This is a genomic window from Rathayibacter sp. AY1F2, from assembly GCF_002930885.1.
Lineage (GTDB): Bacteria > Actinomycetota > Actinomycetes > Actinomycetales > Microbacteriaceae > Rathayibacter.
Genome location: NZ_PSVG01000001.1, coordinates 290,066 through 314,049 on the forward strand (window position 1 = coordinate 290,066; position 23,984 = coordinate 314,049).

Sequence of the window (23,984 nt, forward strand, 5' to 3'; positions counted from 1 at the left end):
ATTGTGGCGCCGAGTCTACCCGCCGCGGAGCGCCGCCGGGCGTGCTCCGATGCCGCGGCTCAGAGCCACTTCTTCCGCTTGAACACCGCGTAGAGCGCGAAGCCGAACAGCACCATCAGGCCCAGCGCCCAGGGGTAGCCGAGGCGCCAGTGCAGCTCCGGCATGTCGTCGAAGTTCATCCCGTAGATGCCGGCCACGAGCGTCGGGGCGAAGAGGATCGCCGCCCACGAGGAGATCTTGCGGACCACGTCGTTCTGGGCGAGCCCGGTCTCGGTCTGCCGGCGCGAGACGAGCGTCGAGTGCACCGTGAGCGCCTTGTCGAGGATCGCGCGCAGGGAGTCGACCGCCTCCGTCACGCGGATGGTGTGGTCGAGCACGTCGCGGAGTGACCGGCGCAGCTCGATCCGCTCCGGCGAGGGCGAGGGCTCCCCCTCCACGGGCGTCGACTCCTGCAGCAGCTCGTGCAGCAGGGCGGTCAGCGGCTGCACCGAGCGCTGGAAGTGGATGACCTCGCGCGAGAGCCGGTAGATGCGCTCCGAGAGCCCGTCGTCCGAGTCGTCGCCGAAGAGCTGGTCCTCGATCTCGTCCACGTCGCCCTGGACGCCGAACACCACCGGCGCGTACTCGTCGACGACCTGGTCGAGGATCGCGTAGAGCACCGCTTCGGGCCCGCGGGCGAGAAGGGCCGGATCCTCCTCCAGGCGGCGGCGCACGCGGGCGAGGTCCGGGGAGTCGGCGTGCCGGATGGTGACCACGAAGTCGGGGCCGACGAAGACGTGCAGCTCGCCGAAGACGACCGTCTCGGCGGCGTCCGCGTAGCGCGCCGGCCGCAGCACGACGAAGAGCCCGTCGTCGTAGCGCTCGAGCTTGGCCCGCTGGTGCCCGCTCAGCGCGTCCTCGACGGCGAGCGGGTGCAGCCCGAACTCCTCGGCGACCGCCTCGACCTCCTCGCGCGTCGGGCGGTAGAGGCCGATCCAGGCCATGCCGTGCTCGTCGCGCATCAGCTCGAAGGTGTCCTCGAGCGAGTCGGGGTTCCGGATGCGGCGGCCGTCGACGTACACGGCGTTGTCGACGATGGTCATGGGCTCGGTTCTAGCACGCGGCGCCCGCTCACCAGCTGACCGGCAGCGCCTTGCCCTCCTCGTAGCCCGCGGCCGACTGCAGGCCCACGTGCGCCCGCTCGTGGAAGTCGGCCACGCTCCGGGCTCCGGCGTAGGTGAAGGACGAGCGGACCCCCGACGTGATCATGTCGAGCAGGTCCTCGACCGAGGGCCGCAGCGGATCGAGGTAGATGGTGGAGGAGGAGATGCCCTCGGCGAAGAGGCGCTTGCGGGCGAGCTCGTACGCGTCGAGGCGGTCGAAGCGCTCCTGCACCGCCTTGGCCGAGGCCATGCCCCAGCTCTCCTTGTAGACCCGGCCGGCCGCGTCGCTGCGCAGCTCCCCCGGAGCCTCGATCGTGCCGGCGAACCAGGAGCCGATCATCACGGAGGCGGCGCCCGCGGCCAGCGCGAGGGCGACGTCGCGCGGGTAGCGCACCCCGCCGTCCGCCCAGACGTGGGCGCCCAGCTCGTGCGCGCGCTCGGCCGTCTCGAGGACGGCCGAGAACTGCGGGCGGCCGACCGCGGTCATCATCCGGGTGGTGCACATCGCGCCGGGGCCGACGCCGACCTTGAGGATGTCCGCTCCCGCGTCGACGAGGTCGTGCACCGCGTCGGCCGTGACGACGTTGCCCGCCGCGATCGGCACTCCGAGATCGAGCGCGGAGACCGTCCGGAGCGCCCGGAGCATCCCCTCCTGGTGGCCGTGCGCGGTGTCGAGGACGAGGACGTCGACGCCCGCGGAGACGAGCGCGCGCGCCTTCGCCTCGACGTCGCCGTTGATGCCGATCGCTGCCGCGACGCGCAGACGCCCGTCCGCGTCGAGCGCCGGGTCGTAGACGGTGGAGCGGAGGGCGCCGGTGCGCGACAGCGTGCCGACCAGGGCGCCGTGGTGCAGCACCGGGGCGAAGTCGAGGTCGGCGGCCACCATGAGGTCGAAGGCGGCCCGCGCGGTGGGCACGTCGTCGGCGTCGATCGAGGGGGTGGCGGAGTGCACCAGGTCGCCCAGGCGCGCGTCCGGCAGCGCGGTCGCCAGGCGCGCGGCCGGGACGCAGCCGAGGATCGCGCCGCCCTCCTCCTGCACCACGAAGCCGTGGCCGGCGACGGCCGGCAGGATGCGCAGCGCCTCCTCCACGGTCGTCGCCGGCGAGGCGGTGAGGGCGCCGGAGAAAGCGACCGGCTGGCGCTTCACCCAGCGGATCGCGGCGTCCAGCGCCTGCAGGGGCATGTCCTGCGGGAGGACGCCGAGCCCGCCCCGGCGCGCGAGCGTCGCTGCGAGGCGCTGACCGGTGACCGAGTTCATGTTGGAGGAGACGACGGGGATCGTCGCCCCGGTGCCGTCGCCCGGGGCGAGCGAGACGTCGAGGCGGCTCGTCACCGACGAGCGGCCGGGGACGAGGAAGACGTCCGAGTAGGTGAGGTCGCCTGAGGGTGTTCCGCCGGAGAAACGCATGGGGGAAACGCTACTCCGGCGCGGCCCCGGGTCGGCCGTGCAGGGAACGGGGCTAGGCTTGGCGACCGGGACGGGACCAGGCGACGGCACCGGTTCCCGCTGGTGCGAGGACGACCTCCTCCGCCGCGGTGGCAGGCGCCGAGGGATGCGACGGGCCCGTCCGGATGATCGAGGACGAATCAACGGAGAGAGTGGGCGATCGGCTGTGTCGAGCCAGTTGACCGGAGCAGGAACAGAGCAGGGCGCGGAGGACTTCGGAGCCAACGAGTGGCTCGTGGAGGAGCTGTACGAGCAGTACAGCGCCGACCGCGCCTCGGTGGACGAGTCCTGGTGGCCCATCCTGGAGCGCTACGGCGCCCAGCTCGCGAACTCCGGCAAGGACGCTCCGGCTCCGGCTCCCGCCGCGGCCCCCGCGCCCGCCGCCTCGAAGCCCGCCGCTGCCGCCGAGCGCGTCTCGTCGAGCGGCGGAGGCGCCGTGACCCATCCCGCCGCGGCCTCCTCCTCCGAGTCGACCCCCGCCTCCCGCACCACGTCGAAGCAGCCGAAGGCGCAGCCGATCCCGGCCGACGCTCCGGTGAGCAAGCCCTCCGCCGAGGACTCGACGCCGGACGAGGACGTCGTCACCCCGCTCCGCGGCATGGCGAAGAGCCTCGCGACCAACATGGACGCCAGCCTCAGCATCCCCACCGCGACGAGCGTCCGCACGATCCCGGCGAAGCTGATGATCGACAACCGCATCGTCATCAACAACCACCTGCGCCGCACCCGCGGCGGCAAGGTCTCGTTCACGCACCTGATCGGCTGGGCGCTCATCCGCGCGCTCAAGGACTTCCCGAGCCAGAACGTGTTCTACGACGAGGTCGACGGCAAGCCCGCGGTCGTCGCCCCGGCGCACGTCAACCTCGGCATCGCGATCGACATGCCGAAGCCCGACGGCACGCGCGCCCTGCTCGTGCCGAGCATCAAGCGCGCCGACACGCTGAGCTTCACCGCCTACCTCTCGGCCTACGAGGACCTGGTCAAGCGCGCCCGCGGCAACAAGCTCGTCGCCGGCGACTTCGCGGGCACCACGCTCTCGCTGACGAACCCCGGCGGCATCGGCACGGTCCACTCCGTCCCCCGCCTGATGAAGGGCCAGGGGTGCATCATCGGCGCCGGCGCCCTCGAGTACCCCGCGGAGTTCCAGGGCGCGTCCGAGAAGACGCTGGTCGAGCTGGGCATCGGCAAGACCATCACCCTGACCTCGACCTACGACCACCGCGTCATCCAGGGTGCCGGCTCGGGCGAGTTCCTCAAGATCGTGCACGAGCTCCTGCTCGGCGGCCGCGGGTTCTACGAGGACATCTTCGCCGCGCTGCGCATCCCCTACGACCCGATCCACTGGTCCACGGACATCGCCGTCGACCTCGCCGAGCGCGTCTCCAAGACCGCCCGCGTGCAGGAGCTCATCAACTCGTTCCGCGTCCGCGGGCACCTGATGGCCGACGTCGACCCGCTGGAGTACGTGCAGCGCTCGCACCCCGACCTCGCCATCGAGAGCCACGGCCTCACCTTCTGGGACCTCGACCGCGAGTTCGTCACGGACGGCTTCGGCGGCAAGCGCCAGCTCAAGCTGCGCGACATCCTCGGGATCCTCCGCGACTCGTACTGCCGCACCGTCGGCGTCGAGTACATGCACATCCAGGACCCGGAGCAGCGCGCCTGGATGCAGCAGAAGCTCGAGCGCGGCTACGAGAAGCCGGGCCACGACGAGCAGCTGCGCATCCTGGGCAAGCTCAACGAGGCCGAGGCCTTCGAGACCTTCCTGCAGACCAAGTACGTGGGCCAGAAGCGCTTCTCGCTCGAGGGCGGGGAGTCGCTCATCGCGCTGCTCGACGCCGTCCTGCAGGGCGCGGCCGACGAGCACCTCGACGAGGTCGCGATCGGCATGGCCCACCGCGGCCGCCTGAACGTGCTGACCAACATCGCCGGCAAGACCTACGGCCAGATCTTCCGCGAGTTCGAGGGCACCCAGGACCCGCGCACGGTCCAGGGCTCCGGAGACGTGAAGTACCACCTCGGCACCGAGGGCACCTTCCGCGGCGCGGCGGGCGAGGAGATCCCGGTCTACCTGGCGGCGAACCCCTCGCACCTCGAGGCCGTGAACGGCGTGCTCGAGGGCATCGTCCGCGCCAAGCAGGACCGCAAGCCCATCGGCACCTTCACCACGCTGCCGATCCTCGTGCACGGCGACGCCGCGATGGCGGGCCAGGGCGTGGTGGTCGAGACCCTGCAGATGTCGCAGCTGCGCGCGTACCGCACCGGCGGCACGATCCACATCAACATCAACAACCAGGTCGGGTTCACGACTCCCCCTCACGAGGCCCGCACCTCGATCTACTCGACCGACGGCGCGAAGACGATCCAGGCGCCGATCTTCCACGTGAACGGCGACGACCCCGAGGCTGTCGTCCACGTCGGGCAGCTCGCGTTCGAGTACCGCCAGCGGTTCCACCGCGACGTGGTCATCGACCTGATCTGCTATCGCCGGCGCGGGCACAACGAGGGCGACGACCCCTCGATGACCCAGCCGCTGATGTACAGCCTGATCGAGGCCAAGCGCTCGGTCCGCAAGCTGTACACCGAGGCGCTCGTCGGCCGCGGCGACATCACCGAGGAGGAGTACGACCGCGCCCACCAGGACTTCCAGGACCGTCTGGAGCGCGCCTTCGCCGAGACCCACGCCGCGCAGACCGGCGCGATCCCCGTGATCACCGCCGACGGCGACTCCGTGGCCGACCTCGAGCTGCCCGACGCGCAGCAGGGCGAGGACTACCCGGGCGAGCCCGAGGTCACCGGCGTGAAGACCGAGGTCGTCACGCGAATCGGCGACGCGTTCACGACGCCGCCCGAGGGCTTCACCGTGCACCCCAAGCTCCAGCAGCTGCTGGCGAAGCGCCGGGAGATGAGCCGCTCCGGCTCCATCGACTGGGCCTTCGGCGAGCTGCTCGCGCTCGGCTCCCTGCTGCTCGAGGACACCCCTGTGCGCCTCGTCGGCCAGGACACGCGCCGCGGGACCTTCGTCCAGCGCCACGCGGTCCTCCACGACCGCGAGAACGGCCAGGAGTGGCTGCCGCTCATGAACCTGTCCGAGCAGCAGGCCCGGCTCTGGATCTACGACTCGCTGCTCTCGGAGTACGCGGCGATGGCGTTCGAGTACGGCTACTCGGTGGAGCGGCCCGACTCGCTCGTGCTGTGGGAGGCGCAGTTCGGCGACTTCGCGAACGGCGCCCAGATCGTGATCGACGAGTTCATCTCCTCGGCCGAGCAGAAGTGGGGCCAGCGCTCGTCGCTCGTGCTCCTGCTCCCGCACGGCTACGAGGGCCAGGGCCCCGACCACTCGTCGGCGCGGATCGAGCGCTACCTGCAGATGTGCGCGGAGCGGAACATGACCGTCGCGCGCCCGTCGACGCCGGCGTCCTACTTCCACCTGCTGCGCCGCCAGGCCTACTCCCGGCCCCGCCGACCGCTGATCGTCTTCACCCCGAAGGCGATGCTGCGTCTCCGCGGAGCCTCGAGCCCGGTCGAGGACTTCACCTCGGGCCGCTTCCAGCCGGTGATCGACGACGCGCGGATCCAGGACGCCTCGGCCGTGAAGCGCGTCCTGCTCCACGCCGGCAAGGTCCACTACGACCTCAAGGCGGAGCTCGAGAAGAAGCCCGACGACGGCATCGCGCTGGTCCGGGTCGAGCAGTACTACCCGGCGCCGATCGAGGAGCTGCGCGGCATCGCCGAGCGCTACCCGGACGCGGAGCTCGTCTGGGTGCAGGACGAGCCCGAGAACCAGGGCGCCTGGCCGTTCATGGCCCTCGAGGTCGCTCCGAAGCTGGGCCGGTCCATGCGCGTGGTCTCGCGGCCGTCCGCGGCCTCCCCCGCGGCCGGCTCGGCCAAGCGGCACGCCTCCGAGCAGGCCGACCTGCTGTCGCGGGCGCTCACCCGCTGACCCGCGGTCCGCACGACGCGGTCGGGCCCGTCGGAACGTCGTGTTCCGGCGGGCCCGTCGCGTTGCAGGCGGACCGTGCCTGACCGCAGGCCCGCAGAGACCGGCAGGAGCGCGCGCGACGTGCGGGTGCCGCGGCACCCGGAGGCCGCCGGACACGACGGAGCCCCGGCCCTTCGAGGGCCCGCGGTGCGCGGGAGGTCTCGAACGGCCGGGGCTCCCCGGGTCGTGCGGCGCCTAGAGGCGGGCGGGCGCCTGGGAGTGCGCGGCGTGCTCGTCGCGGAGCATGCCGAGCACCTGGGCGCGGAGGTCCTCCGGCGCCGTCTCCTTGCACGCACGCTGCACGGCGACCGTCAGCACCACGCCGACCTTCGCCTCGTCGGCGCAGTCGACGCATCCCGCCATGTGCTCGCGGATGTCGGCGGCGTCCTCCTTGCACAGCTCGTTGTGGAGGTACTCCTCGAGCTCGGCCTTCGCCTTTGTGCAGCCGCTGTCGGTCATTTCGTGCTCCCGGAAGTGAATGCGGCGCGGAATCCGCGCTCGCGTGCGTAGTCGGTGAGTCGTTCGCGCAGCATGCGCCGGCCGCGGTGCAGCCGGCTCATGACGGTCCCGACGGGGGTCTTCATGATGTCCGCGATCTCCTGGTAGGAGAAGCCTTCGACATCGGCGAAGTAGACGGCGAGCCGGAAGTCCTCCGGGATCGCCTGGAGCGCCTCCTTCACCGCGGTGTCGGGGAGGTGGTCGATCGCCTCCGCCTCGGCCGAGCGGCTGGAAGTGGCCGTGGTCGACTCGGCGCCGCCCAGCTGCCAGTCCTCGAGCTCGTCGATCGCGCTCTGGTAGGGCTCGCGCTGCTTCTTGCGGTACGAGTTGATGAACGTGTTCGTGAGGATGCGGTAGAGCCAGGCCTTCAGGTTGGTGCCCTGCTCGAACTGGCGGAACGCGCCGAACGCCTTCGCGAACGTCTCCTGCACGAGGTCCTGCGCGTCGGAGGGGTTCTTCGTCATCCGCAGACCGGCCGCGTAGAGCTGGTCGATGAAGGGCAGCGCCTGCTGCTCGAAGAGGGAGCGGAGATCGACGGGAGCCTCGACCGGGGCGTCGTCCAGCGACTCCTCGACGGTCTCCACGATCGTCTGCTCCGCGTCGGCAGGCTCTGGAGCCTCGTCGGCGGGGGTGGTGCGGGGTTCGTCGTCGCGAGTCATCACGAGCGATTCTAGAGCGGCGGCGCGGCGGACGACCGGGGTTGCGGCACGAGGGCGCCTCCGGGCGACGGGCCTGCTGCTCCGGAGGACCGGGGGTGCTGCCGTCATGCTCCGCCTCCGTCACGCTCCTGACGACGCCCTGCGCGCCGACTATCCTGACAACCGATGGTCTTCTCGCGTTATTCCGCCCCCGAGTTCGATCCGTACGGCGACGCCCGTGCGCTCCCCGGCGACGACGCCTGGCCCGCACCCCTCGCGGCCGGCGCTCTCGACGCCGAGGTCGGCCTGCCCGGCTCCAAGTCGCTGACCAACCGGGAGCTGGTGCTCGCCGCTCTGGCGGACGGACCCTCCACGCTGCGGGCGCCGCTGCACTCCCGCGACAGCGCCCTGATGATCGAGGCGCTGCGCTCGCTCGGCACCACGATCCGGGAGTCCGGCTCGACCGGCGGCTTCGGCGCCGACCTGGTCGTGGAGCCCGCGGAGGAGCTGCTCGGCTCGACGACGATCGACTGCGGGCTCGCGGGCACCGTGATGCGCTTCGTCCCGCCGCTGGCCGGCCTCGCGCTCGGCCCCACCACCTTCGACGGCGACGCGTACGCGGCGAAGCGGCCGATGGGGGCGACGATCGCCTCCCTCCGCGCGCTCGGCGTCGACGTCGCCGACGACGGCCGCGGCGCGCTCCCCTTCACCGTCCACGGCTCCGGGGCCGTCCGAGGCGGCGACGTCGTCGTCGACGCCTCGCGGTCGAGCCAGTTCGTCTCGGCGCTCCTGCTGGCCGGCGCCCGCTTCGAGGAGGGACTGCACCTGCGCCATGAGGGCAGCGCCGTCCCCTCCCGGCCCCACATCGACATGACCGTCGCCGCACTGGCGGCACGGGGCGTCGAGGTCGGCACGCCCGCCGACGGCGAGTGGACCGTCGCGCCGCAGCCCATCGCCGGCGCCGACGTGCTGATCGAGCCCGACCTCTCGAACGCCGCGCCGTTCCTCGCTGCGGCCCTCGTCACGGGCGGCCGCGTCCGGCTTCGCCACTGGCCGGCCGTCACCACGCAGGTCGGGGCGCACCTCGAGCGGATCCTGCCGCTGTTCGGCGCCCGCGTCGAGCGCGACGGCGAGGACCTCGTGGTCACGGGCGGCGACGAGATCCTGGGCGTGGACCTCGACCTGTCGGAGGGAGGCGAGCTCGCCCCCGCCCTCGCCGCCCTCGCCGCGCTGGCCTCCACTCCCAGCACCCTGACCGGGATCGGCCACATCCGTCACCACGAGACGGACCGCCTCGCCGCCCTCGCCGCCGAGATCACCGGCCTCGGCGGCCGGGTCACGGAGCTCGAGGACGGTCTGCGCATCGAGCCCGCCGAGCTCCACGGCGGCCGCTGGCGCACCTACTCGGACCATCGCATGGCCCACGCCGGCGCCCTGATCGGCCTCGTGGTCCCCGGCGTGGTGATCGAGGACGTCGCGACGACAGCGAAGACCCTCCCCCAGTTCCCGGAACTGTGGACGACCCTCGCCGGATCGGTCTGACCCGTGTCGTGGTGGACGGACAGCGGCCTCGACGCCGACGGTGCTCTCGACGACTTCGACGGGTACGACGAGTCGGACGCGCGGGTGCGCCCGAACCCGAAGGGCACGAAGCCCCGGACCAAGAACCGGCCCGCCTACGAGGACGCAGAGATCGCGATGGTGCTCGGCGTCGACCGGGGTCGCTACACGGTGATGATCGGCGACGGGACGCCCGAGGAGCACGAGTTCACGGCGGCCCGGGCCCGCGAGCTGCGGCGCCAGGCGATCGTGGCCGGCGACCGCGTCGACGTGGTCGGGGACTCCAGCGGCGACGAGGGGACGCTCGCCCGCATCGTCCGCATCCGCGAGCGGTCGACCCTCCTCCGCCGCAGCGCCGACGACACCGACGCGATCGAGCGCGTGATCGTCGCCAACGCCGACCAGATGCTCTGCGTGGTGGCCGCCGCCGACCCCGAGCCCCGGACCCGGCTGGTCGACCGCTACCTGGTCGCCGCCTTCGACGCCGGGATCACTCCGATGCTCTGCATCACCAAGACCGACCTCGCGGACCCGGCCCCGTTCCTCCGCAACTTCGAGGGGCTCGACCTCCGCGTGTTCCTCTCGAGCCAGGACGAGCCGCCGGTCGACGAGATCGCCGACGCCCTCCTCGGCCACGAGACCGTGGTCGTCGGGCACTCCGGAGTCGGCAAGTCCACCCTCGTGAACAAGCTCGTCCCGGACGCGCACCGGGCCATCGGGCGCGTGAACACCGTGACGGGCCGCGGTCGGCACACCTCGTCCTCCACCGTCTCGCTCCGCGTGGAGCGCGGCGACCGGCACGGCTGGGTCATCGACACCCCCGGCGTCCGCTCGTTCGGACTCGGCCACGTGAACACCGACAACATCCTCGGCGCGTTCACGACCCTCGCCGTGATCGCCCGGGACTGCCCGCGCGGCTGCACGCACCTGCCCGACTCCCCCGACTGCGCCATCATCGAGGCTGTCGAGGGCGGACTGCTGGGCGCCAGCGGACCGGAGCGCCTCGACTCGCTCCAGCGCCTCCTGACCACCTTCGCCACGACCGACGGAAGCAGACGATGACCGACCCCTCCCCCCTCCCCGCCGAGGCGCGCCTCGCCGTCGGCGACTCCGCTCCGGAGTTCACGCTGCCGAACCAGGACGGCGAGCCCGTCTCGCTCACGGAATACCGCGGACGGCGCGTCATCCTGTTCTTCTACCCCGAGGCCGACACCCCCGGCTGCACCACGGAGGCCTGCGACTTCCGCGACAACGCGGCGTCCCTCCGCGACTCCGGCTACGAGGTCCTCGGGATCTCGCGGGACGCCCCGGAGGCGCTGCGCCGCTGGGCCGACGCCCAGGGCATCGCGTACCCGCTGCTGAGCGACCCCGACATGACCGTGCACCGCGCGTACGCGGTGTGGGGCGAGAAGAGCCTCTACGGCAAGACCGTCGTCGGCGTGCTGCGCTCGACGTTCGTCGTCGGAGCCGAGGGAGCGCTCGAGTTCGCGCAGTACGGCGTCCGGGCGACCGGGCACGTGCAGGCGCTCCGCAAGAAGCTGAAGCTCGTCTGACCCCGGGGCGCGCGGTGCAGGTCATCGCGCGCCACCTGCTCTCGGGGTTCCGCTCATCTGCGAGCATCTCTCATGTCGACGTGAGCGGCACCGCCCGGTGCCCCGTCGGGACGAGGGGTGGTCAGGGTGCGCTCGAATGCTCGCAGGACGAAGGCCGGAGCGGCGATCGCGGTCGTGGCCGCTGTACTGGCGGGCTGCACGCCACCGGAGCCGGCGCTCACCACCGCCAGGGTGCTGCAGGCGGTGTCCGTCGCCGTCTCGTCCGACGGGGGTGTCCGTGCGATCGAGGGGACGGCCCTCGCCGTCGGCGACGACCCGTCCGACACCTCGGCGACCACCACCGTCTACGATCCCCCCGAGGTCGCCGCCGACCTGCCGGTCCGTGTCCGGCCCTCGTGGCGCACCGCCGACGCCTCGGGCACCGATCCGGCCGACCTCGCCGGGCGCTCGGGTCGGATCGAGATCTCGCTCGCGGTGGAGAACCTGACGGTCCGGCCCGAGGAGGTCGCGTTCGACGCGGCCGGTCGTGCAGCCCGCCGCAGTGCACTCGTCGGCGCTCCGCTGACGATCGCAGCCTCCGCGGTCCTGCCGGGCGTCTCGCCGAGTCGCGTCGTCACCGAGAGCGAGTCGGGTGCCGTCACCAACGGCGTGCTCAGCCGTGACGAGCACGGAGACGCCGTCGTGCAGTGGGCCGCTCTCCTCGCTCCCCCGGGCGGTGGCGCGACGGCGACGCTTACCCTCGTCGCCGACGTCGCCGACTTCGCCGTCCCCGCCTTCGACCTGGCGGTCCAGCCCGGCCTGAGCACCGACCCGACCACCGAGGGGGCGCTGGGCGCCGCGTTCGACTCCTCCGACGCCTCGCCGCTCGCCCTCGAGCGCCGCACGATCGAGGTCGTCACCGCGGTGGACGACCTGCTGACGCAGGCCGGCACCACCGTCGCCGAGGTGCGGGCCTCGCTCGACGCGACCTCCGAGACTCTCGGTGTCCGCACGGCCGAGGAGCTGCGGGCCGGCGCCGCCTCGACGGCGGCCTCGATGCAGAGCCTCTCCGGGCAGCTCGGCGCGCTCCGGGCGCAGCTGTCGTCGACGGTCTCGGGCACCGAGTCCGGCCTGCTGGCGCAGCTGTCCGAGGCGATCGACGCGGTGGACGCCCTGCTGGGCGACACATCGGCCGCGGTGCCGCCGCCGACGGTCTCGGGCAGCGGATGCGGAGTCGCCGTCGACGGCGGCCGCTCCGGCTCGATCCACTCCGAGCTGCTGCGGCTCACGGCCGAGCTCGACGCGTACGGAGCGGCGGCCGAGTCCTGCCGCGACGAGGTCGTCGCGGCTGTCCGTGCTGCCGCGGGGCCGGCACATCCCTCCGCCGAGACCTGCACGGCACCCTCGACCACCTGCTCCCTCGCCGCCTCCGGAGCCGCCGTCGACACCGTGCTGCTCGGGATGCTCGATCGCGGGCAGGACCTCGTCGACTCCCTGCAGCCGGAGCTGATGGACGGCGTGCAGGCCGGGTTCGCCGCCCTCGCGAGCAGGGTGGACGCCGCGTCGGCCTCGGTGGACACCCTGGCCGACCCGGAGGGATCCGTCACCCGGGCACTCGCCGCCCTGTCGGCGACGCTGGACGAGCTCGACGCGGACACCGCGGGCCTGGAGACGACGGTCGCCTCGGTCGGCACCGCCGCCACGACCGCCCTGGACGAGCTCGGCACGCCGACCAGCACGGGGTCGCTGTCGGCGCAGAACCAGGAGCTGGCCGATCGGCTCTGCGAGCTGTCGCCGGCGACACAGTCCCCTGCTGCCGCACCCACGCCGACCAGGCGCCCGACGCGCGCACCCGTGGAGGTGACCCGGGGCTCCGTCGAGGAGCTCCGCGCCTACCTGACCGCGACGCCCTGCTCCGGCACGGGCCGCCTCGACGCTCCCGACGGCTATCCGGCCCCCCTGGCCGACCGGCTGAGCGACCAGGTCCACGCGTGGACCGCCGTCGCCTCCACCGTCGGCAGCACCGGCGCTAGCGCCGACCTCGCCGCCCTGCGCGCCGCGCTCGCCACGGTCCGCGGAGGCGTGGCCGAGGCCGGCGCGACGGCCGGCTCGGACGACACGCGCCTCACCGGCCTGCTCGCCTCCCTCCGCACCGGCGTCGACGCGCTGACCGCTCAGCGCGACGCACTCGGCACCCGCATCGACGCTCTCGGTGCCCAGCAGGACGCTCTCGCACCGGCGATCCAGAATGCGTTCGCCGAGGCGGACACGGCAGCCGCATCCGCGGTCACCGCACTCCTCGACGAGCAGGTGCGGCGGATCTCGACGCGCTCCGGCGCCGACGCCGACGCGGTCGTCGCGATGTTCGACCGGTCGGTCTCGAGCCTGCGCACGGCCTCCTCCGGCATCCACTCCGACGGTGCAGCGACGGTGGACGCCGGGCACCGGGCTCTCCGCACCGCGGAGGCCCGGATCGGCGGGGCCGTCTCTGAGCGGACGCGCGCCTCCCTGGCCGGCATCGCGACGACGATCGACGCCTCGACCCGCGACACCGACGCGGCCGCCGCGCTCCTCGCAGCCGATCTGCACAAGGTGCTCCTGGACCTCGGCGACCGGACGGTCGGCGGCTCCGGCCTGCTCGGATCGATGACCACGAGTGCCGCGAAGGTCGGCACCGCCGACGTGCAGCTCGCCCTCGCCTCGCAGAGCGCGCGGGGCTACGCCGCGGTGCGGTCCGAGGACGTCTCGGGCATCCTGCTGGTGCAGGCCCAGGAGCGGGCCTCCCTCCGGGCCGGGGATGCGCTTCCCGCGTTCCACCTCGACCTGCCCGAGGGCGCGCGGACCCGAACGGTCTACTCCTTCCGGATCGGGGACGAGCGATGACCCGCCTGGGCAGGCGCGCGGCGCAGCACCCCCGCACCGCTCGACGGACCACGATGCTGGTCGGCGGCGCGGTCGCCCTCCTCGGCGTCAGCGGTGCCCTCGTCTCCCTCCTGCCGCCGCAGTCGGCTCCGATGACGGAGGTCGCCGCTCTGCCTGTCGGCTTCTCGTGCGCCCGGGTGCCCGAGCGGATGACGCTCGGGGTGGTGGTCTCGCTCAGCTCGGCTCCGGGCGAGGGCGCGGAATGGAAGGACGCGGCGAACGGCGCCGTCGTCGCCGCGCACCGGTCAGCGATGGGCGGCTGCGAGATCGGTCTCGTCGCCGTCGACGACCACGGGACGCCCGAGGGTGCCCGCGCCGCCGTCGAGGAGCTGACGGGGCAGGGCGTGTCCGGCCTCGTCCTCGCGGCCCACGGCACCCACACCGCTGCAGCCGTGGACGCCGCTCGGGCCGCGGGGACAGCGGCCGTCCTCCCCTACGGAGGCGGCCCCGACCTGCCCGGCGACGGCGTCTGGTCCCTCGGACCCGACACCGCCTCGGCCGACGCGGCACTCGTGGAGGAGGCCGGCGGAGGCGCCCGGGTACTCCTCGTCGACACCGGTGGAGGCACCCCGACCGGTCTCTCGCCCGCCGCGACGGTGACCGCCGATCCCGGCGCCACCGCGGACGTGATCGTCAGCGCCGCCCGCCCGCACCTCGAGGGCGAGCTGGCGGTCGAGCGCGTCGTCGTGTCCGGCTCCGCCGCTGCGCAGGCGACGGCGGTCGCCGCTCTGCAGGCGGCGGGGGCGTCCGTCCCGATCCTGCTCACGCCCGACGCGCTGAGCCCCGCCTTCGCTCCCGCCCTGGCCGCGGCCGGAGGCACCCTCTCGGGAGATCTGACGACGATCGGCACGGATTCCGGCGACGCGGTCGCTCTCCGCGGCGACGAGCGCGGGCGCGCGGCCTCCGCGTTCCTGGGGGCCGTGCGGATGACCGCCGACGATGCCGTGCGGACGACCCTCCTCGGCGACCGCGCGTTCCGCGATCTCGCCGCGGTCGCGGACGCCCCCAGCCACGACGCCGTCGTGGCGCTGGTGCGAGCCGCGGCCGTCGCAGGCAGCAGGGAACCCGCGGCGGTCGCCGCCGCACTCCGGGGATCCACGATCGGACCGGCGGACGGGCTCGCCGGTCCGCCGCTCGACTTCGGCGCCGCGCACGCTCTGGACGCCCCGGCACTCCCCCTCCACTCCTCGCCGCAGCGCCTCGGCCTGCGGCCCGCCGACCCGCCGCTGCTCTGGTTCGCCGGACAGCCCCGACCGTGAGCCCCCGGTGCGACTCCTCCTCGACCTCGACGGCACCCGCTCCGACATCGACCTCGGCCGCCACCGCGACTCCGCGACACTCGGCGAGCTGATCGCCACCGCAACCGGGCACCGCCTCCCGCCCGGGACGGCCCTCGCCGTCGACACCGTCCTGCACCCTGTGGAGACCCGGCTGGCCGATCTGCTGCTGCTCGAGGGAACGCGGATCGCCCGCTCCCCCCTGCCCCGACCTGCCGCGGCCCGCGGGTGGACGGCCGTGCTGTCGGGCGGTCTCGGCGCGGGAGCCGTGGTCGAGATCCCGCGGGCCCGCGCGCTGATCGTGGGCCGCTCCCCGCACGCCGACGTCGTCCTCGACACGGCGAGCGCCTCCTGGGAGCACTTCTCGGTGACCCGCGAGGGCGACGGCCTGCGGGTGCACGACGCCGACAGCACCAACGGCACCCTGGTCGACGGCGTCTCCGCGACCGGGGACGGGGTCCTCGTCTCCGACGCCGTGGTCGTGATCGCCGGTGGGGCGGCTCTCCGACTCCGCCCCGCGCCTCCCGAGCTCCTCGCGCCCGAGCCGGGGAGCACGGACAACGTCACCACGACGGCGACCGTTCCCTTCAACCGGCCGCCGCGACCGGGACGTCCGGCGGCCGGCGAGGCGGTCGTCCCGCCGGCCCGCCTCGAGATCGCCTCCGCCACGACCTTCAGCGTGATCACCGTCGCCGCGCCGCTCGTCCTCGCCTTCGCGATGGTCCTCATCATGGGCGATGCGCGCTACGCCCTCTTCGCCGCGCTCAGCCCCGTGGCCGGGGTGGGCATGTGGTTCGAGCAGCGGCACCGGCACGCCCGAGCGACCCGGTCCGAGGAGCAGCGCTACGGCGAGGCGCTGCAGACGCTCCGCGACGACATCGCCCGTTCCGCGCGTGTCGAACGGGCCCGCCTCGAGGAGGACGCGCCCGACCCGGCGACGACGATCCGCCGGGCGGCGCTGCCCGCCACGTCGCTGTGGCAGCGGCGCGCGACCTCCGCCGATGTGCTCCGCCTGCACATCGGCGTCGGCGACGTCCCGTGGTCTCCCCCGCTCGATCAGCGCGGAGTGCCGCGGCTCGAGGAGGAGGTGCGCGCGATCCTCGCGGTGAGCGTCGTCCCGAGCGCGCCGGTGTCCATCGATCTCGCGGACTCGGGCGTCGTCGGGATCGTCGGCGACCGCGAGGGCGGCCTCGCTCTGGCGAGGAGCCTGCTCTGCCAGGCGGCGGTCCACTGCGGTCCGGCCGACCTGGCGATAGGGGTGTTCTGCGACCGGCGACGCGACTCCGACTGGAGCTGGGCCTCCTGGCTCCCCCACACGCGTCTGGCCGGGGGCGGACGCCGCCTCTCCGACCGGCGCGACCGCAGCTCCGAGCTCCTCCGCGCCCTCCGCGACGAGGACTCGCCGCGCGTGCTCCTGGTGCTCGACTCCGACGTGCTGACCGAGGGACGCGCCGCTCCGGCGCGCGAACTCCTCGGACTCGGCCGCGGCGAGCGCGAGGCGGCGACCCGGATCTCCGGCCTCGTCCTCGCGGCGTCGGAGGAGCAGCTCCCCGCCTCCTGCACGGTCGTCGTCCGAATCGGAGCGGACGCCTCGGCGCTCCTCTCCCGGCCCGACGAGCGGATCACCGTCGAGGACGTGGTGCTCGCCGGTCTCGCCTCCTCCACGGCCGAGCGCTGTGCGCGCGACCTGGCGCGCTTCGAGGACCCGGAGCTCGTCACCGCGGGGGCGGCCCTCTCCGCGCTCGTGCGGCTGCCGCCGCTCCTGGGCGCCGATCGTCCGACCGCCGCGGACGTCCGGGGGTGGTGGTCGAGCGCCCGGGGCGTGCGCGCGCCCGTCGGCTCGTCCGAGCACGGTCCGCTCGTGCTCGATCTCGTCGCCGACGGCCCGCACGGCCTGGTCGGCGGCACCACGGGCTCGGGCAAGAGCGAGTTCCTGCGCTCCTTCGTGGCCGGCCTCGCGGCCTGGAACGATCCGACGCGCCTCACCTTCGTGCTCATCGACTTCAAGGGGGTGCAGCGTTCGCGTCCTGCGAGCGGCTCCCGCACACGATCGGCACCATCAGCAACCTCGACGCCCAGCTCGCCGACCGCGCGCTGCGCTCGCTCCAGGCCGAGATGCGGCGTCGTCAGCGGCTCTTCGCCGCCGCCGGCGAGGGTGTCGACGACCTCGACGCGTACTGGGCCACCTCGCCGCCGGAGCCGATGCCGCGGCTCCTGCTCGTCGTCGACGAGTTCGCCGTTCTCGCGAAGGAGCATCCCGACGTCCTGACGTCCCTCGTGAGCGTCGCCGCGGTCGGCAGGACGCTCGGCGTGCACATGATCCTCGCCACCCAGCGTCCGGCCGGAGTGGTGAACGACGACATCCTCGCCAACACCAACCTCCGCGTCGCCCTCCGGGTGCAGAGCCGGGACGACTCCGCCGACGTGATCGGAGTCGCGAGCGCGGCCGGGATCTCCCGCTCCCAGACCGGCCGGGCGTACGTGAAGCGGGGCCAGAACGACATCTCGCCCGTCCAGACGGCGCTGGTCACCGGTCGCGCGGAGGCGGCGGCCGTCGAGGCGATCGAGGTCCGCCCGGTCGGACCCACGGGCGTCCCCGTCGAGGGCCCCTCCCCGGTCGCCGCCGACGAGACGGCCCCGACCGATCTCGACCTCCTGATCGACGCGGTGGTCGAGGCGGACGTCGCTTCGGGCTTCGGCCCTCCCCGCCCGATCTGGCCGGAGCCGCTCGAGGACACCGTGGCCCTCAGCGGGTTCGGTGCGGAGGAGTCCGACCTCGGTCGCGTCGTCGGCGACGTCCTGCACGTCGCACTCTCGGACGACCCCGACCGGCAGCGCCGGACGCCGACCGGCTGGGATCTGGGCGAGGGGAACCTGCTCCTCATCGGCATCCCCGGCAGCGGCACCAGCACGGCGCTCGCGTCGATCGCGCTGACGGCCGCCCGCCACTTCCCCCCGGACGAGCTCGACCTCTACGTCCTCGCTGCCGGTTCCCGCGACTCCGCCCCGCTTGCGCGACTCCCGCACACCGTCTCCTACGTCGGCGCAGGTGGCGGATCCCACGAGAAGCAGACCCGGTTCCTCCGTCACCTGCGCGACGAGGTGCGCCGGCGCCGAGCATCGCCCGGGGGCCACCGTCGTGCGCTGGTGCTCGTCGACGGTCTCGCCACTCTGAAGGACGAGTTCCAGGACTGGGAGGGCCTGGCTCTGATGGAGGCGTTCACCCGCGCCTACGCCGACGGACCGGAGCTCGGCCTGCACTTCGCGGTGACGAGCACCCGGGCGAGGGCGATCCCCTCGGTGATGGAGGAGGTCACGACGCAGAAGTGGCTGTTCCGCCTCGCCGACCCGCAGGACTACGCCGCCGCCGGGGTGAAGCCGGTGCAGGCGCCGGCAGCGGTGCCGGGGCGCTGCGTTCTCACCTCGTCGCTCCTGCAGACGCAGGTCGCGACTCCGAGGGCCGGTCTCGACGACGCGATCGCCGAGCTCGCGGCCGCCTGGCCGGATGCGCGCGGCAGGACGAGCACGGTCGGCACGCTTCCTGACAGGGTCGCCGTGAGCGCGCTCGGGATCGAGGCCCGCTTCGATCGCGAGCCGTGGCTGCTCCCGATCGGCCTCGGCGAGTCGGACCTCGCCCCGCTGGCGTTCCAGGTCTTCGAGGGCGAGCACGTCGTCATCGCCGGACCCGCCCGATCGGGCAAGTCGACCGTGCTGCTCGCCCTGGCCGAGGCGGCGCGGGCCGCCGGCTCGGTCGCCGTCTGGGGAGTGTGCGATCGACGCTCCCCGCTGAGGGGCGCCGACCTCGACCGACTCGCTGTGGGCGCGGAGGAGCTCCGCACCCTCCTCGCGTCGCTGTCGACGGAGGAGGGCCCCGTGCTGCTCCTCCTTGACGACGCCGAGCGCTGGGACGACACCGACCAGGCGCTGATGAGGCTGGTCTCGTCGGGTCGCCCGGGACTCTGCGTCGTGCTGGCCGGCCGGTCGAGCGAGCTCCGCAGCCATTTCGGGAACTGGACGAAGAAGGCGGCGGCCTCCCGCTCCGTGCTGCTGCTCCAGCCCGACGTCGACAACGACGGCACTCTCCTCGGCGCGCAGATCCCGCGGCGCTTCCCCGTCCCGCCCACGGTGGGCCGGGGCTTCGTCAGCCTCGACGGCGAGATCCACTTCGTGCAGTCGGTCTCGCCGACGCCGGCGGACGGCGGCTGATCAGCGCCCTCGGGCGGGTGATCGCGCCTCCGCCACCGAGTCGATCGGCGCGTCCTCCTCGAGAGCGCTCCGATCACTCCGAGACGCACCGATGGAGGTGCGCGGAGGAAGGAGCGCGGAGACGACGAGCACGTCCCGCCCCCGCTCGCCGGAGCACGCAGGGGCGGGACGGCCGGTCAGCTCCCTCCGCCGGCGGCGAAGATGTTCTGCGAGATCGTCGCCAGCTGGCTGCGCAGCTCCTCGAGCTCCTGCTTGGCCTTCTCGAGGGCCGACTTCGTCTCCGGCCAGGTCGACGAGCGGAACTGCGAGGCCAGCGGACCGTCCCAGACGTTCGGATCGGACAGTGTCCGCCCCTGTGCGTCGAGCCGGCTGATCTGATCGGCGAGGCCGCCGTTGACGATCGACTGGATCTGCTGGATCGCGGACTTCGCCTCGTCGGTCGAGAGAACACGTGACATGGATCACACCTTTCTACCCCTGCGGACGGGACCGTCCCGCCCGCTCCCCACTCCACCGTCGTTTCATGAGGATGTCTCGTCATGGTAGAAGGCAAGACAGCACAGACGGCTCGCGTGGCGTCGACGGCTCGACACTGGCGCGGGAGGTCGACTCACTCGCGAGTGGTGATCGCGAAGGGACTGCTCGAGAGGTCCGAGAACGCGCCCACTCGGGCGCGCAGCTCGCAGGACGGAGTCACCGTGAGGGCGGTCACCGTCAGCCCGTCGGACGACACGGCGACCGCGCCGCTGCAGCCGTCGCTGAACCGCACGCCCTCCACTCCGCCCGCGATCGCGTCGAGCATGCTGCTCGCCGGCGCGGACGACGGCGTCGCCAGCAGGGGATTCACGGGGTCCGCCCCGCTCGGCCAGACCGGCACCAGCGTCACCGGCAGCGGGGTCCGGCCGACCGTCCGCGCGGGAGTCTCGATCCGCACATCCCGCAGCCGCTGCACGGGATACGCCGTCCCGGTGACCGCAGGGTCGGCCACCGCCTGTGCCGTCGCTGATGCGGCCGCCGCGAGCCACCCGTCCAGGGCGCTCTGCTCGGCCACCGCGATCGGCACGGTCGCCGTGACGTCGACGATCCCCTGCGCCGGGACGTGCAGGTCCGTCAGGCTCCAACCGCAGCCGACCCCGACTCCGGTGACGCTCGGCCGGTTGCGCACCGCCGTCACTCCGGACCAGCTGGCCGCGGGGCACGCCGCCGCGGCGTCCGGGCCCGGCAGCACCTCGAGGAAGGACCCCGAGAGGGGCGCGCTCTGGGCGGAGTAGGAGATCTCGACGACCACGGCCCGTCGCTCCGCGTCCCAGGTGGCCGATCGCGTCACTCCGAGGCCCGTCGGCAGCGGCCGGTCCTGCTGCCGGGCCGACAGGTCGGCATCCGGTGCCGAGGCCCGTGCTCCGCCGCCGCGCGGCTGGACGGCGAGGAGCACCGCCCCGATGAGCAGGACGCCGGCGCCGAGGGCGGCGAGGATCATCCGCAGACGTCCGCCGCGCCCCCGCCGAGCTGGAGCCTCGAACGGCCGTTCCGCCAGGCGCAGCTCGCGGCGCGGCACCGGGCGGAGCACGGTCGCCTGCGACGACGGGCCGAGCTCGGGAGCGGGCCCCTCCTCCACCGGCTCCGACGACATCTCCACCGCCATCCCGCGGAGGGCCGTGCCCGGGCGCTCGGCCTCCTCGAACTCCGCCGCGCCCGCCGCGCGCGGCAGCGCCGGCAGCCCGGCCAGCGCCGGGGAGAGGCGTCGCAGGATCCCCGCCGCCTCCGCAGCCGTCGGCCGCGACGCCGGATCCTTCGCGAGCATCCGGTCCAGGAGCGACGCGAGCCGCGGCGGCAGATCCAGCGGCGGCGGGAGCATCGCGACGTGCCGGTAGGCGACCGCGACATCGGCGCCGGGGCCGGCGAACGGGGTCCGGCCGCACAGCAGCTCGTAGAGCAGGATCCCCGTCGAGTAGACGTCGCTCGGCGGGCCGGCCGCTCCGGTGGCGAGCATCTCGGGCGAGAGGTACTCCGGCGTCCCGATGATACCCGTCGTCGCGCGCGGCCCCTCGGCGACCACGTGAGCGATGCCGAAGTCGGAGACGCGGACGGCGGAGCCCGCATCGTCCGCACCCTCCGCGAGCAGGACGTTGTCGGGCTTCACGTCCCGGTGGACCGTGCCGATCGCATGCGCGGCGGCGAGAGCGTCGAGGATCGAGGCCGCCACGGGCAGCGCATCGACCGCCGGGAGGGTGCCCTCGTCCCGCAGCAGCTCCCGCAGCGGTCCACCGCCGACGAGCTCCATCACGATCCCGAGCGTCTCCCCCTCCACGACGAGGTCGAGCACCTCCACGACGTGCGGGTGCCGCAGACGGGTGAGCACCGACCTCTCACGGACGAACCGCTCGACCAGGCCCGCGTCGTGCACGTGCTCACCGCGGAGGAGCTTCGCCGCGCGGTCCGGCCCCTGCGCGTCGGCGACGCGCCACACCTCGCCCGCGGCACCCGAGCCGATCCGCTCGAGCAGGCGGTAGCGCGCCCCTAGCGGATCCCCAGCACTCCTCGCCATGCCGCCTCCCGATCCGAGCTTCCGTCATCTTCGAGAGGAAACATAGCGGAGACCGCTCGGGCGGATCAGCGGTGGCGCATCGGCCTGATCAGAACCCCTCGTTGGCGCGCGGTGCGTAGTCGGCGCCCAGCGCCTCCAGCTCGTCGGCGGTCAGCTCCACGTCCAGCGACGCGACCGCGTCGTCGAGGTGGTGGAGCTTCGTGGCTCCGACGATCGGAGCGGTGACCGCCTCCTGCTGCCGGACCCAGGCGAGCGCCACCTGCGCACGGGGCACGCCGCGCTGCTCGGCGATGCGTGCGACGGTCGCGACGGTCCGCCGGTCGGCCTCCTCCTGCTGGCGGTAGAGGGTGCCGCCGAAGACGTCGGTCTCGGTGCGCGCCGTGGTCTCGTCCCAGTCGCGGGTGAGCCGGCCCCGGGCGAGCGGCGACCACGGGATCACGCCGACTCCCTGGTCGACGCAGAAGGGGTGCAGCTCGCGCTCGTCCTCGCGCTGGATCAGGTTGTACTGGTCCTGCATCGAGACGAACCGCGTCCAGCCGCCCAGATCCGCGGTGTACTGCGCCTTCGCGAACTGCCACGCCCACATGCTCGAGGCGCCGATGTAGCGCGCCCTGCCCGAGCGGACGACGTCGTGGAGCGTCTCCATCGTCTCCTCGATCGGCGTCTCGGGGTCCCAGCGGTGGATCTGGTAGAGGTCGACGTAGTCCGTGCCGAGACGCCGGAGGCTGTCGTCGATCGCGCTGAGGATGTGCCGCCGCGAGAGGCCGCCGCCGTTGGGGCCGGAGCGCATCCGCCCGTGGACCTTCGTGGCGATCACGACCTCCTCGCGGACCGCGAAGTCCGCGAGCGCCCGGCCGACGAACTCCTCGCTCGTGCCGTCGGAGTAGACGTCCGCCGTGTCGAACGTGGTGACGCCGAGCTCCAGCGCCCGCCGGAGGAAGGTCCGCGACTCCTCCTCGCCCATGCTCCAGCCGTGGGCCCCGCGGTCGGGAGCGCCGAAGCTCATGCAGCCGAGGACGATCGAGGAGATCTGCAGGCCGCTGGAGCCGAGTCGGGTGGAGTCCATGCGCGTCGCTTCCGTGTCGAGGAGGGGGTCCCTCCAGCGTCGCACCCGCAAGCGGCGGCGCGCCAGCCGTCCGGCTACACGGCCGGATCGCGACGAGTGGCGGCGACCACGCTCGGGAGGAACAGCGCGACGACGGCCACCACGGCCGGCGCCAGCAGCGCCCAGCCGATGTCGGGCACGGCGTACTGGCCCTGGAAGGCGCCGAGCGCCACGGCCATCATCACCAGCTGGATCGTCAGCGCCGACGCGCGCATCCAGCCGCGCCGTCGCACGGCGCCGAGCGTCGTCGCGGCGGCCCAGCACACGGCGATCAGCGCGAGGACGACGATGGCGATCCCTCCGCCGACCGTGTCGGCCCGGGTCGTCAGCAGCTCGAGCACGAGCCACGCCGCGACCCCGGCGACGGCGAGCGTCTCGAGGGCGAGGACCGCGATCAGCACCACCAGACCGAGCGGCCGGGAGGCGGTCGGGCGGGGTCCGCGGGACCCGTTCGCGTCAGCGGTCACCGGCACATCCCATCCAGGACTCTTGATTCGGGCTCATCCCCGTGACAGGCTAGTCCAGTTCGTTTCACCGCTCACAGGGTCGTGGGTTTCCGCCGATGTGAACATCCGATCCCGCCGCGCCGTCAGGCACGGGGGCGAGCCGGATGACCAGCACTGGAGCCGGGTGGCCGACGCAGTGCTCGCGCATCGCGTCGAGTGCACCGGCAAGAACCGAGCGTTCTCCCGTCCACCACCCCGATCCACCCCGCGCTCCAGCACGGGGCCTCGTGGCGTGCGCCGGTGAGGGCGCGGAGGTCGAGTACTGGTCGGGATCGTCGGCGTGGATCGATCATCTCACCCGAACACTGCGTGGTTCCTCCACGCACGCCTTCACACAAGGAGCACCCGCATGGACTGGCGCGACAAGGCCGCTTGCCTCACCGCAGACCCCGAGCTTTTCTTCCCGGTCGGCAACACCGGCCCGGCCGTGGACCAGATCGAGAAGGCGAAGTCGGTGTGCGCACGCTGCACCGTCACCGAGGTCTGCCTCCAGTACGCCCTCGAGACCGGCCAGGACTCGGGCGTGTGGGGCGGCCTCAGCGAGGACGAGCGTCGCGCCCTGAAGCGCCGCGCCGCCCGCGCACGCCGCGCCTCCTAGGCGCACGAGCCGCTCGGCGGCACGAA

At 73.4% G+C, this 23,984-nt stretch carries 16 protein-coding genes and 1 pseudogene; 9 read left to right on the plus strand and 8 right to left on the minus strand.

What is annotated here, in order from left to right; translation table 11 throughout:
* Nucleotides 1-59: 59 nt before the first annotated feature.
* On the minus strand, nucleotides 60-1,082 hold the full coding sequence (gene corA / locus C5C54_RS01315) for a magnesium/cobalt transporter CorA (protein WP_104224113.1): 1,023 nt from the start codon (nucleotides 1,080-1,082) through the stop codon (nucleotides 60-62).
* Between the two features lie 28 nt (nucleotides 1,083-1,110).
* A complete protein-coding gene (locus tag C5C54_RS01320; RefSeq protein ID WP_104246650.1) occupies nucleotides 1,111-2,550 on the minus strand; it encodes a GuaB1 family IMP dehydrogenase-related protein in 1,440 nt (479 codons plus the stop codon).
* 205 nt (nucleotides 2,551-2,755) lie between these two features.
* Between C5C54_RS01320 and C5C54_RS01325 the strand changes: the two genes are divergently transcribed.
* Entirely contained in the window at nucleotides 2,756-6,532 is a 3,777-nt protein-coding gene (locus C5C54_RS01325) for a multifunctional oxoglutarate decarboxylase/oxoglutarate dehydrogenase thiamine pyrophosphate-binding subunit/dihydrolipoyllysine-residue succinyltransferase subunit (protein ID WP_181027091.1), read from the plus strand.
* Nucleotides 6,533-6,766: 234 nt separating this feature from the next.
* On the opposite strand, the gene C5C54_RS01330 is transcribed toward C5C54_RS01325, so the two are convergent.
* Nucleotides 6,767-7,030, minus strand: coding sequence for a zf-HC2 domain-containing protein (locus tag C5C54_RS01330; RefSeq protein WP_104224116.1), 264 nt, complete (start codon nucleotides 7,028-7,030; stop codon nucleotides 6,767-6,769).
* The gene (locus C5C54_RS01335) at nucleotides 7,027-7,728 is read right to left on the minus strand and encodes a sigma-70 family RNA polymerase sigma factor (protein WP_104224117.1); all 702 of its coding nucleotides are present in this window, start codon (nucleotides 7,726-7,728) and stop codon (nucleotides 7,027-7,029) included. The genes C5C54_RS01330 and C5C54_RS01335 overlap by 4 nt, the downstream gene beginning before the upstream one ends.
* A 165-nt stretch (nucleotides 7,729-7,893) precedes the next feature.
* On the opposite strand from C5C54_RS01335, the gene aroA reads away from it, so the two are divergent.
* From aroA to C5C54_RS18505, 7 genes and pseudogenes are all read left to right on the plus strand, one after another.
* Entirely contained in the window at nucleotides 7,894-9,249 is a 1,356-nt protein-coding gene (gene aroA / locus C5C54_RS01340) for a 3-phosphoshikimate 1-carboxyvinyltransferase (protein WP_104225496.1), read from the plus strand.
* Nucleotides 9,250-9,252: 3 nt separating this feature from the next.
* The gene (rsgA, locus tag C5C54_RS01345) at nucleotides 9,253-10,329 is read left to right on the plus strand and encodes a ribosome small subunit-dependent GTPase A (RefSeq protein WP_104224119.1); all 1,077 of its coding nucleotides are present in this window, start codon (nucleotides 9,253-9,255) and stop codon (nucleotides 10,327-10,329) included.
* Nucleotides 10,326-10,820 (plus strand): thioredoxin-dependent thiol peroxidase, encoded by a 495-nt coding sequence (gene bcp / locus C5C54_RS01350; protein WP_104287630.1) that lies wholly within the window; start codon nucleotides 10,326-10,328, stop codon nucleotides 10,818-10,820. The genes rsgA and bcp overlap by 4 nt, the downstream gene beginning before the upstream one ends.
* 126 nt (nucleotides 10,821-10,946) lie before the next feature.
* Nucleotides 10,947-13,682, plus strand: a complete 2,736-nt coding sequence (locus C5C54_RS01355) for a hypothetical protein (RefSeq protein WP_146078765.1) — start codon at nucleotides 10,947-10,949, stop codon at nucleotides 13,680-13,682.
* Complete coding sequence (locus C5C54_RS01360; protein ID WP_104287632.1) at nucleotides 13,679-14,980, plus strand: ABC transporter substrate-binding protein; 1,302 nt, start codon at nucleotides 13,679-13,681, stop codon at nucleotides 14,978-14,980. Before C5C54_RS01355 ends, C5C54_RS01360 begins: the two co-directional genes overlap by 4 nt.
* 319 nt (nucleotides 14,981-15,299) lie before the next feature.
* Nucleotides 15,300-16,949: pseudogene (locus tag C5C54_RS18500) on the plus strand (FHA domain-containing protein); the annotation flags it as partial.
* Between the two features lie 107 nt (nucleotides 16,950-17,056).
* Nucleotides 17,057-19,204: an FtsK/SpoIIIE domain-containing protein gene (locus C5C54_RS18505; protein ID WP_374953274.1), complete on the plus strand. Its 2,148-nt coding sequence runs from the start codon at nucleotides 17,057-17,059 to the stop codon at nucleotides 19,202-19,204.
* Between the two features lie 176 nt (nucleotides 19,205-19,380).
* On the opposite strand, the gene C5C54_RS01370 is transcribed toward C5C54_RS18505, so the two are convergent.
* The 4 genes from C5C54_RS01370 to C5C54_RS01385 form a co-directional block, all read right to left on the minus strand.
* The gene (locus C5C54_RS01370) at nucleotides 19,381-19,662 is read right to left on the minus strand and encodes a pyrophosphorylase (RefSeq protein ID WP_104224124.1); all 282 of its coding nucleotides are present in this window, start codon (nucleotides 19,660-19,662) and stop codon (nucleotides 19,381-19,383) included.
* A gap of 152 nt (nucleotides 19,663-19,814) precedes the next feature.
* Nucleotides 19,815-21,749, minus strand: a complete 1,935-nt coding sequence (locus C5C54_RS01375) for a serine/threonine-protein kinase (RefSeq protein WP_104287633.1) — start codon at nucleotides 21,747-21,749, stop codon at nucleotides 19,815-19,817.
* An 88-nt stretch (nucleotides 21,750-21,837) separates the two neighbouring features.
* Nucleotides 21,838-22,815 (minus strand): aldo/keto reductase, encoded by a 978-nt coding sequence (locus tag C5C54_RS01380; protein ID WP_104287634.1) that lies wholly within the window; start codon nucleotides 22,813-22,815, stop codon nucleotides 21,838-21,840.
* 74 nt (nucleotides 22,816-22,889) lie between these two features.
* Nucleotides 22,890-23,321, minus strand: a complete 432-nt coding sequence (locus C5C54_RS01385) for a hypothetical protein (RefSeq protein WP_104255262.1) — start codon at nucleotides 23,319-23,321, stop codon at nucleotides 22,890-22,892.
* Nucleotides 23,322-23,709: 388 nt separating this feature from the next.
* On the opposite strand from C5C54_RS01385, the gene C5C54_RS01390 reads away from it, so the two are divergent.
* Nucleotides 23,710-23,958 carry a WhiB family transcriptional regulator gene (locus tag C5C54_RS01390; protein WP_055788231.1) on the plus strand — a complete coding sequence of 83 codons (249 nt, stop codon included), beginning with the start codon at nucleotides 23,710-23,712 and terminating at the stop codon, nucleotides 23,956-23,958.
* Nucleotides 23,959-23,984: the final 26 nt, after the last annotated feature.

What these genes read in the sequence shown, in the direction of transcription:
- corA (WP_104224113.1), bottom strand. Translation starts at nt 1,082, where the DNA reads ATGACCATCGTCGACAACGCCGTGTACGTCGACGGCCGCCGCATCCGG.
- C5C54_RS01320 (WP_104246650.1), bottom strand. Translation starts at nt 2,550, where the DNA reads ATGCGTTTCTCCGGCGGAACACCCTCAGGCGACCTCACCTACTCGGAC.
- C5C54_RS01330 (WP_104224116.1), bottom strand. Translation starts at nt 7,030, where the DNA reads ATGACCGACAGCGGCTGCACAAAGGCGAAGGCCGAGCTCGAGGAGTAC.
- C5C54_RS01335 (WP_104224117.1), bottom strand. Translation starts at nt 7,728, where the DNA reads ATGACTCGCGACGACGAACCCCGCACCACCCCCGCCGACGAGGCTCCA.
- aroA (WP_104225496.1), top strand. Translation starts at nt 7,894, where the DNA reads ATGGTCTTCTCGCGTTATTCCGCCCCCGAGTTCGATCCGTACGGCGAC.
- bcp (WP_104287630.1), top strand. Translation starts at nt 10,326, where the DNA reads ATGACCGACCCCTCCCCCCTCCCCGCCGAGGCGCGCCTCGCCGTCGGC.
- C5C54_RS01360 (WP_104287632.1), top strand. Translation starts at nt 13,679, where the DNA reads ATGACCCGCCTGGGCAGGCGCGCGGCGCAGCACCCCCGCACCGCTCGA.
- C5C54_RS01370 (WP_104224124.1), bottom strand. Translation starts at nt 19,662, where the DNA reads ATGTCACGTGTTCTCTCGACCGACGAGGCGAAGTCCGCGATCCAGCAG.
- C5C54_RS01375 (WP_104287633.1), bottom strand. Translation starts at nt 21,749, where the DNA reads ATGGCGAGGAGTGCTGGGGATCCGCTAGGGGCGCGCTACCGCCTGCTC.
- C5C54_RS01380 (WP_104287634.1), bottom strand. Translation starts at nt 22,815, where the DNA reads ATGGACTCCACCCGACTCGGCTCCAGCGGCCTGCAGATCTCCTCGATC.
- C5C54_RS01390 (WP_055788231.1), top strand. Translation starts at nt 23,710, where the DNA reads ATGGACTGGCGCGACAAGGCCGCTTGCCTCACCGCAGACCCCGAGCTT.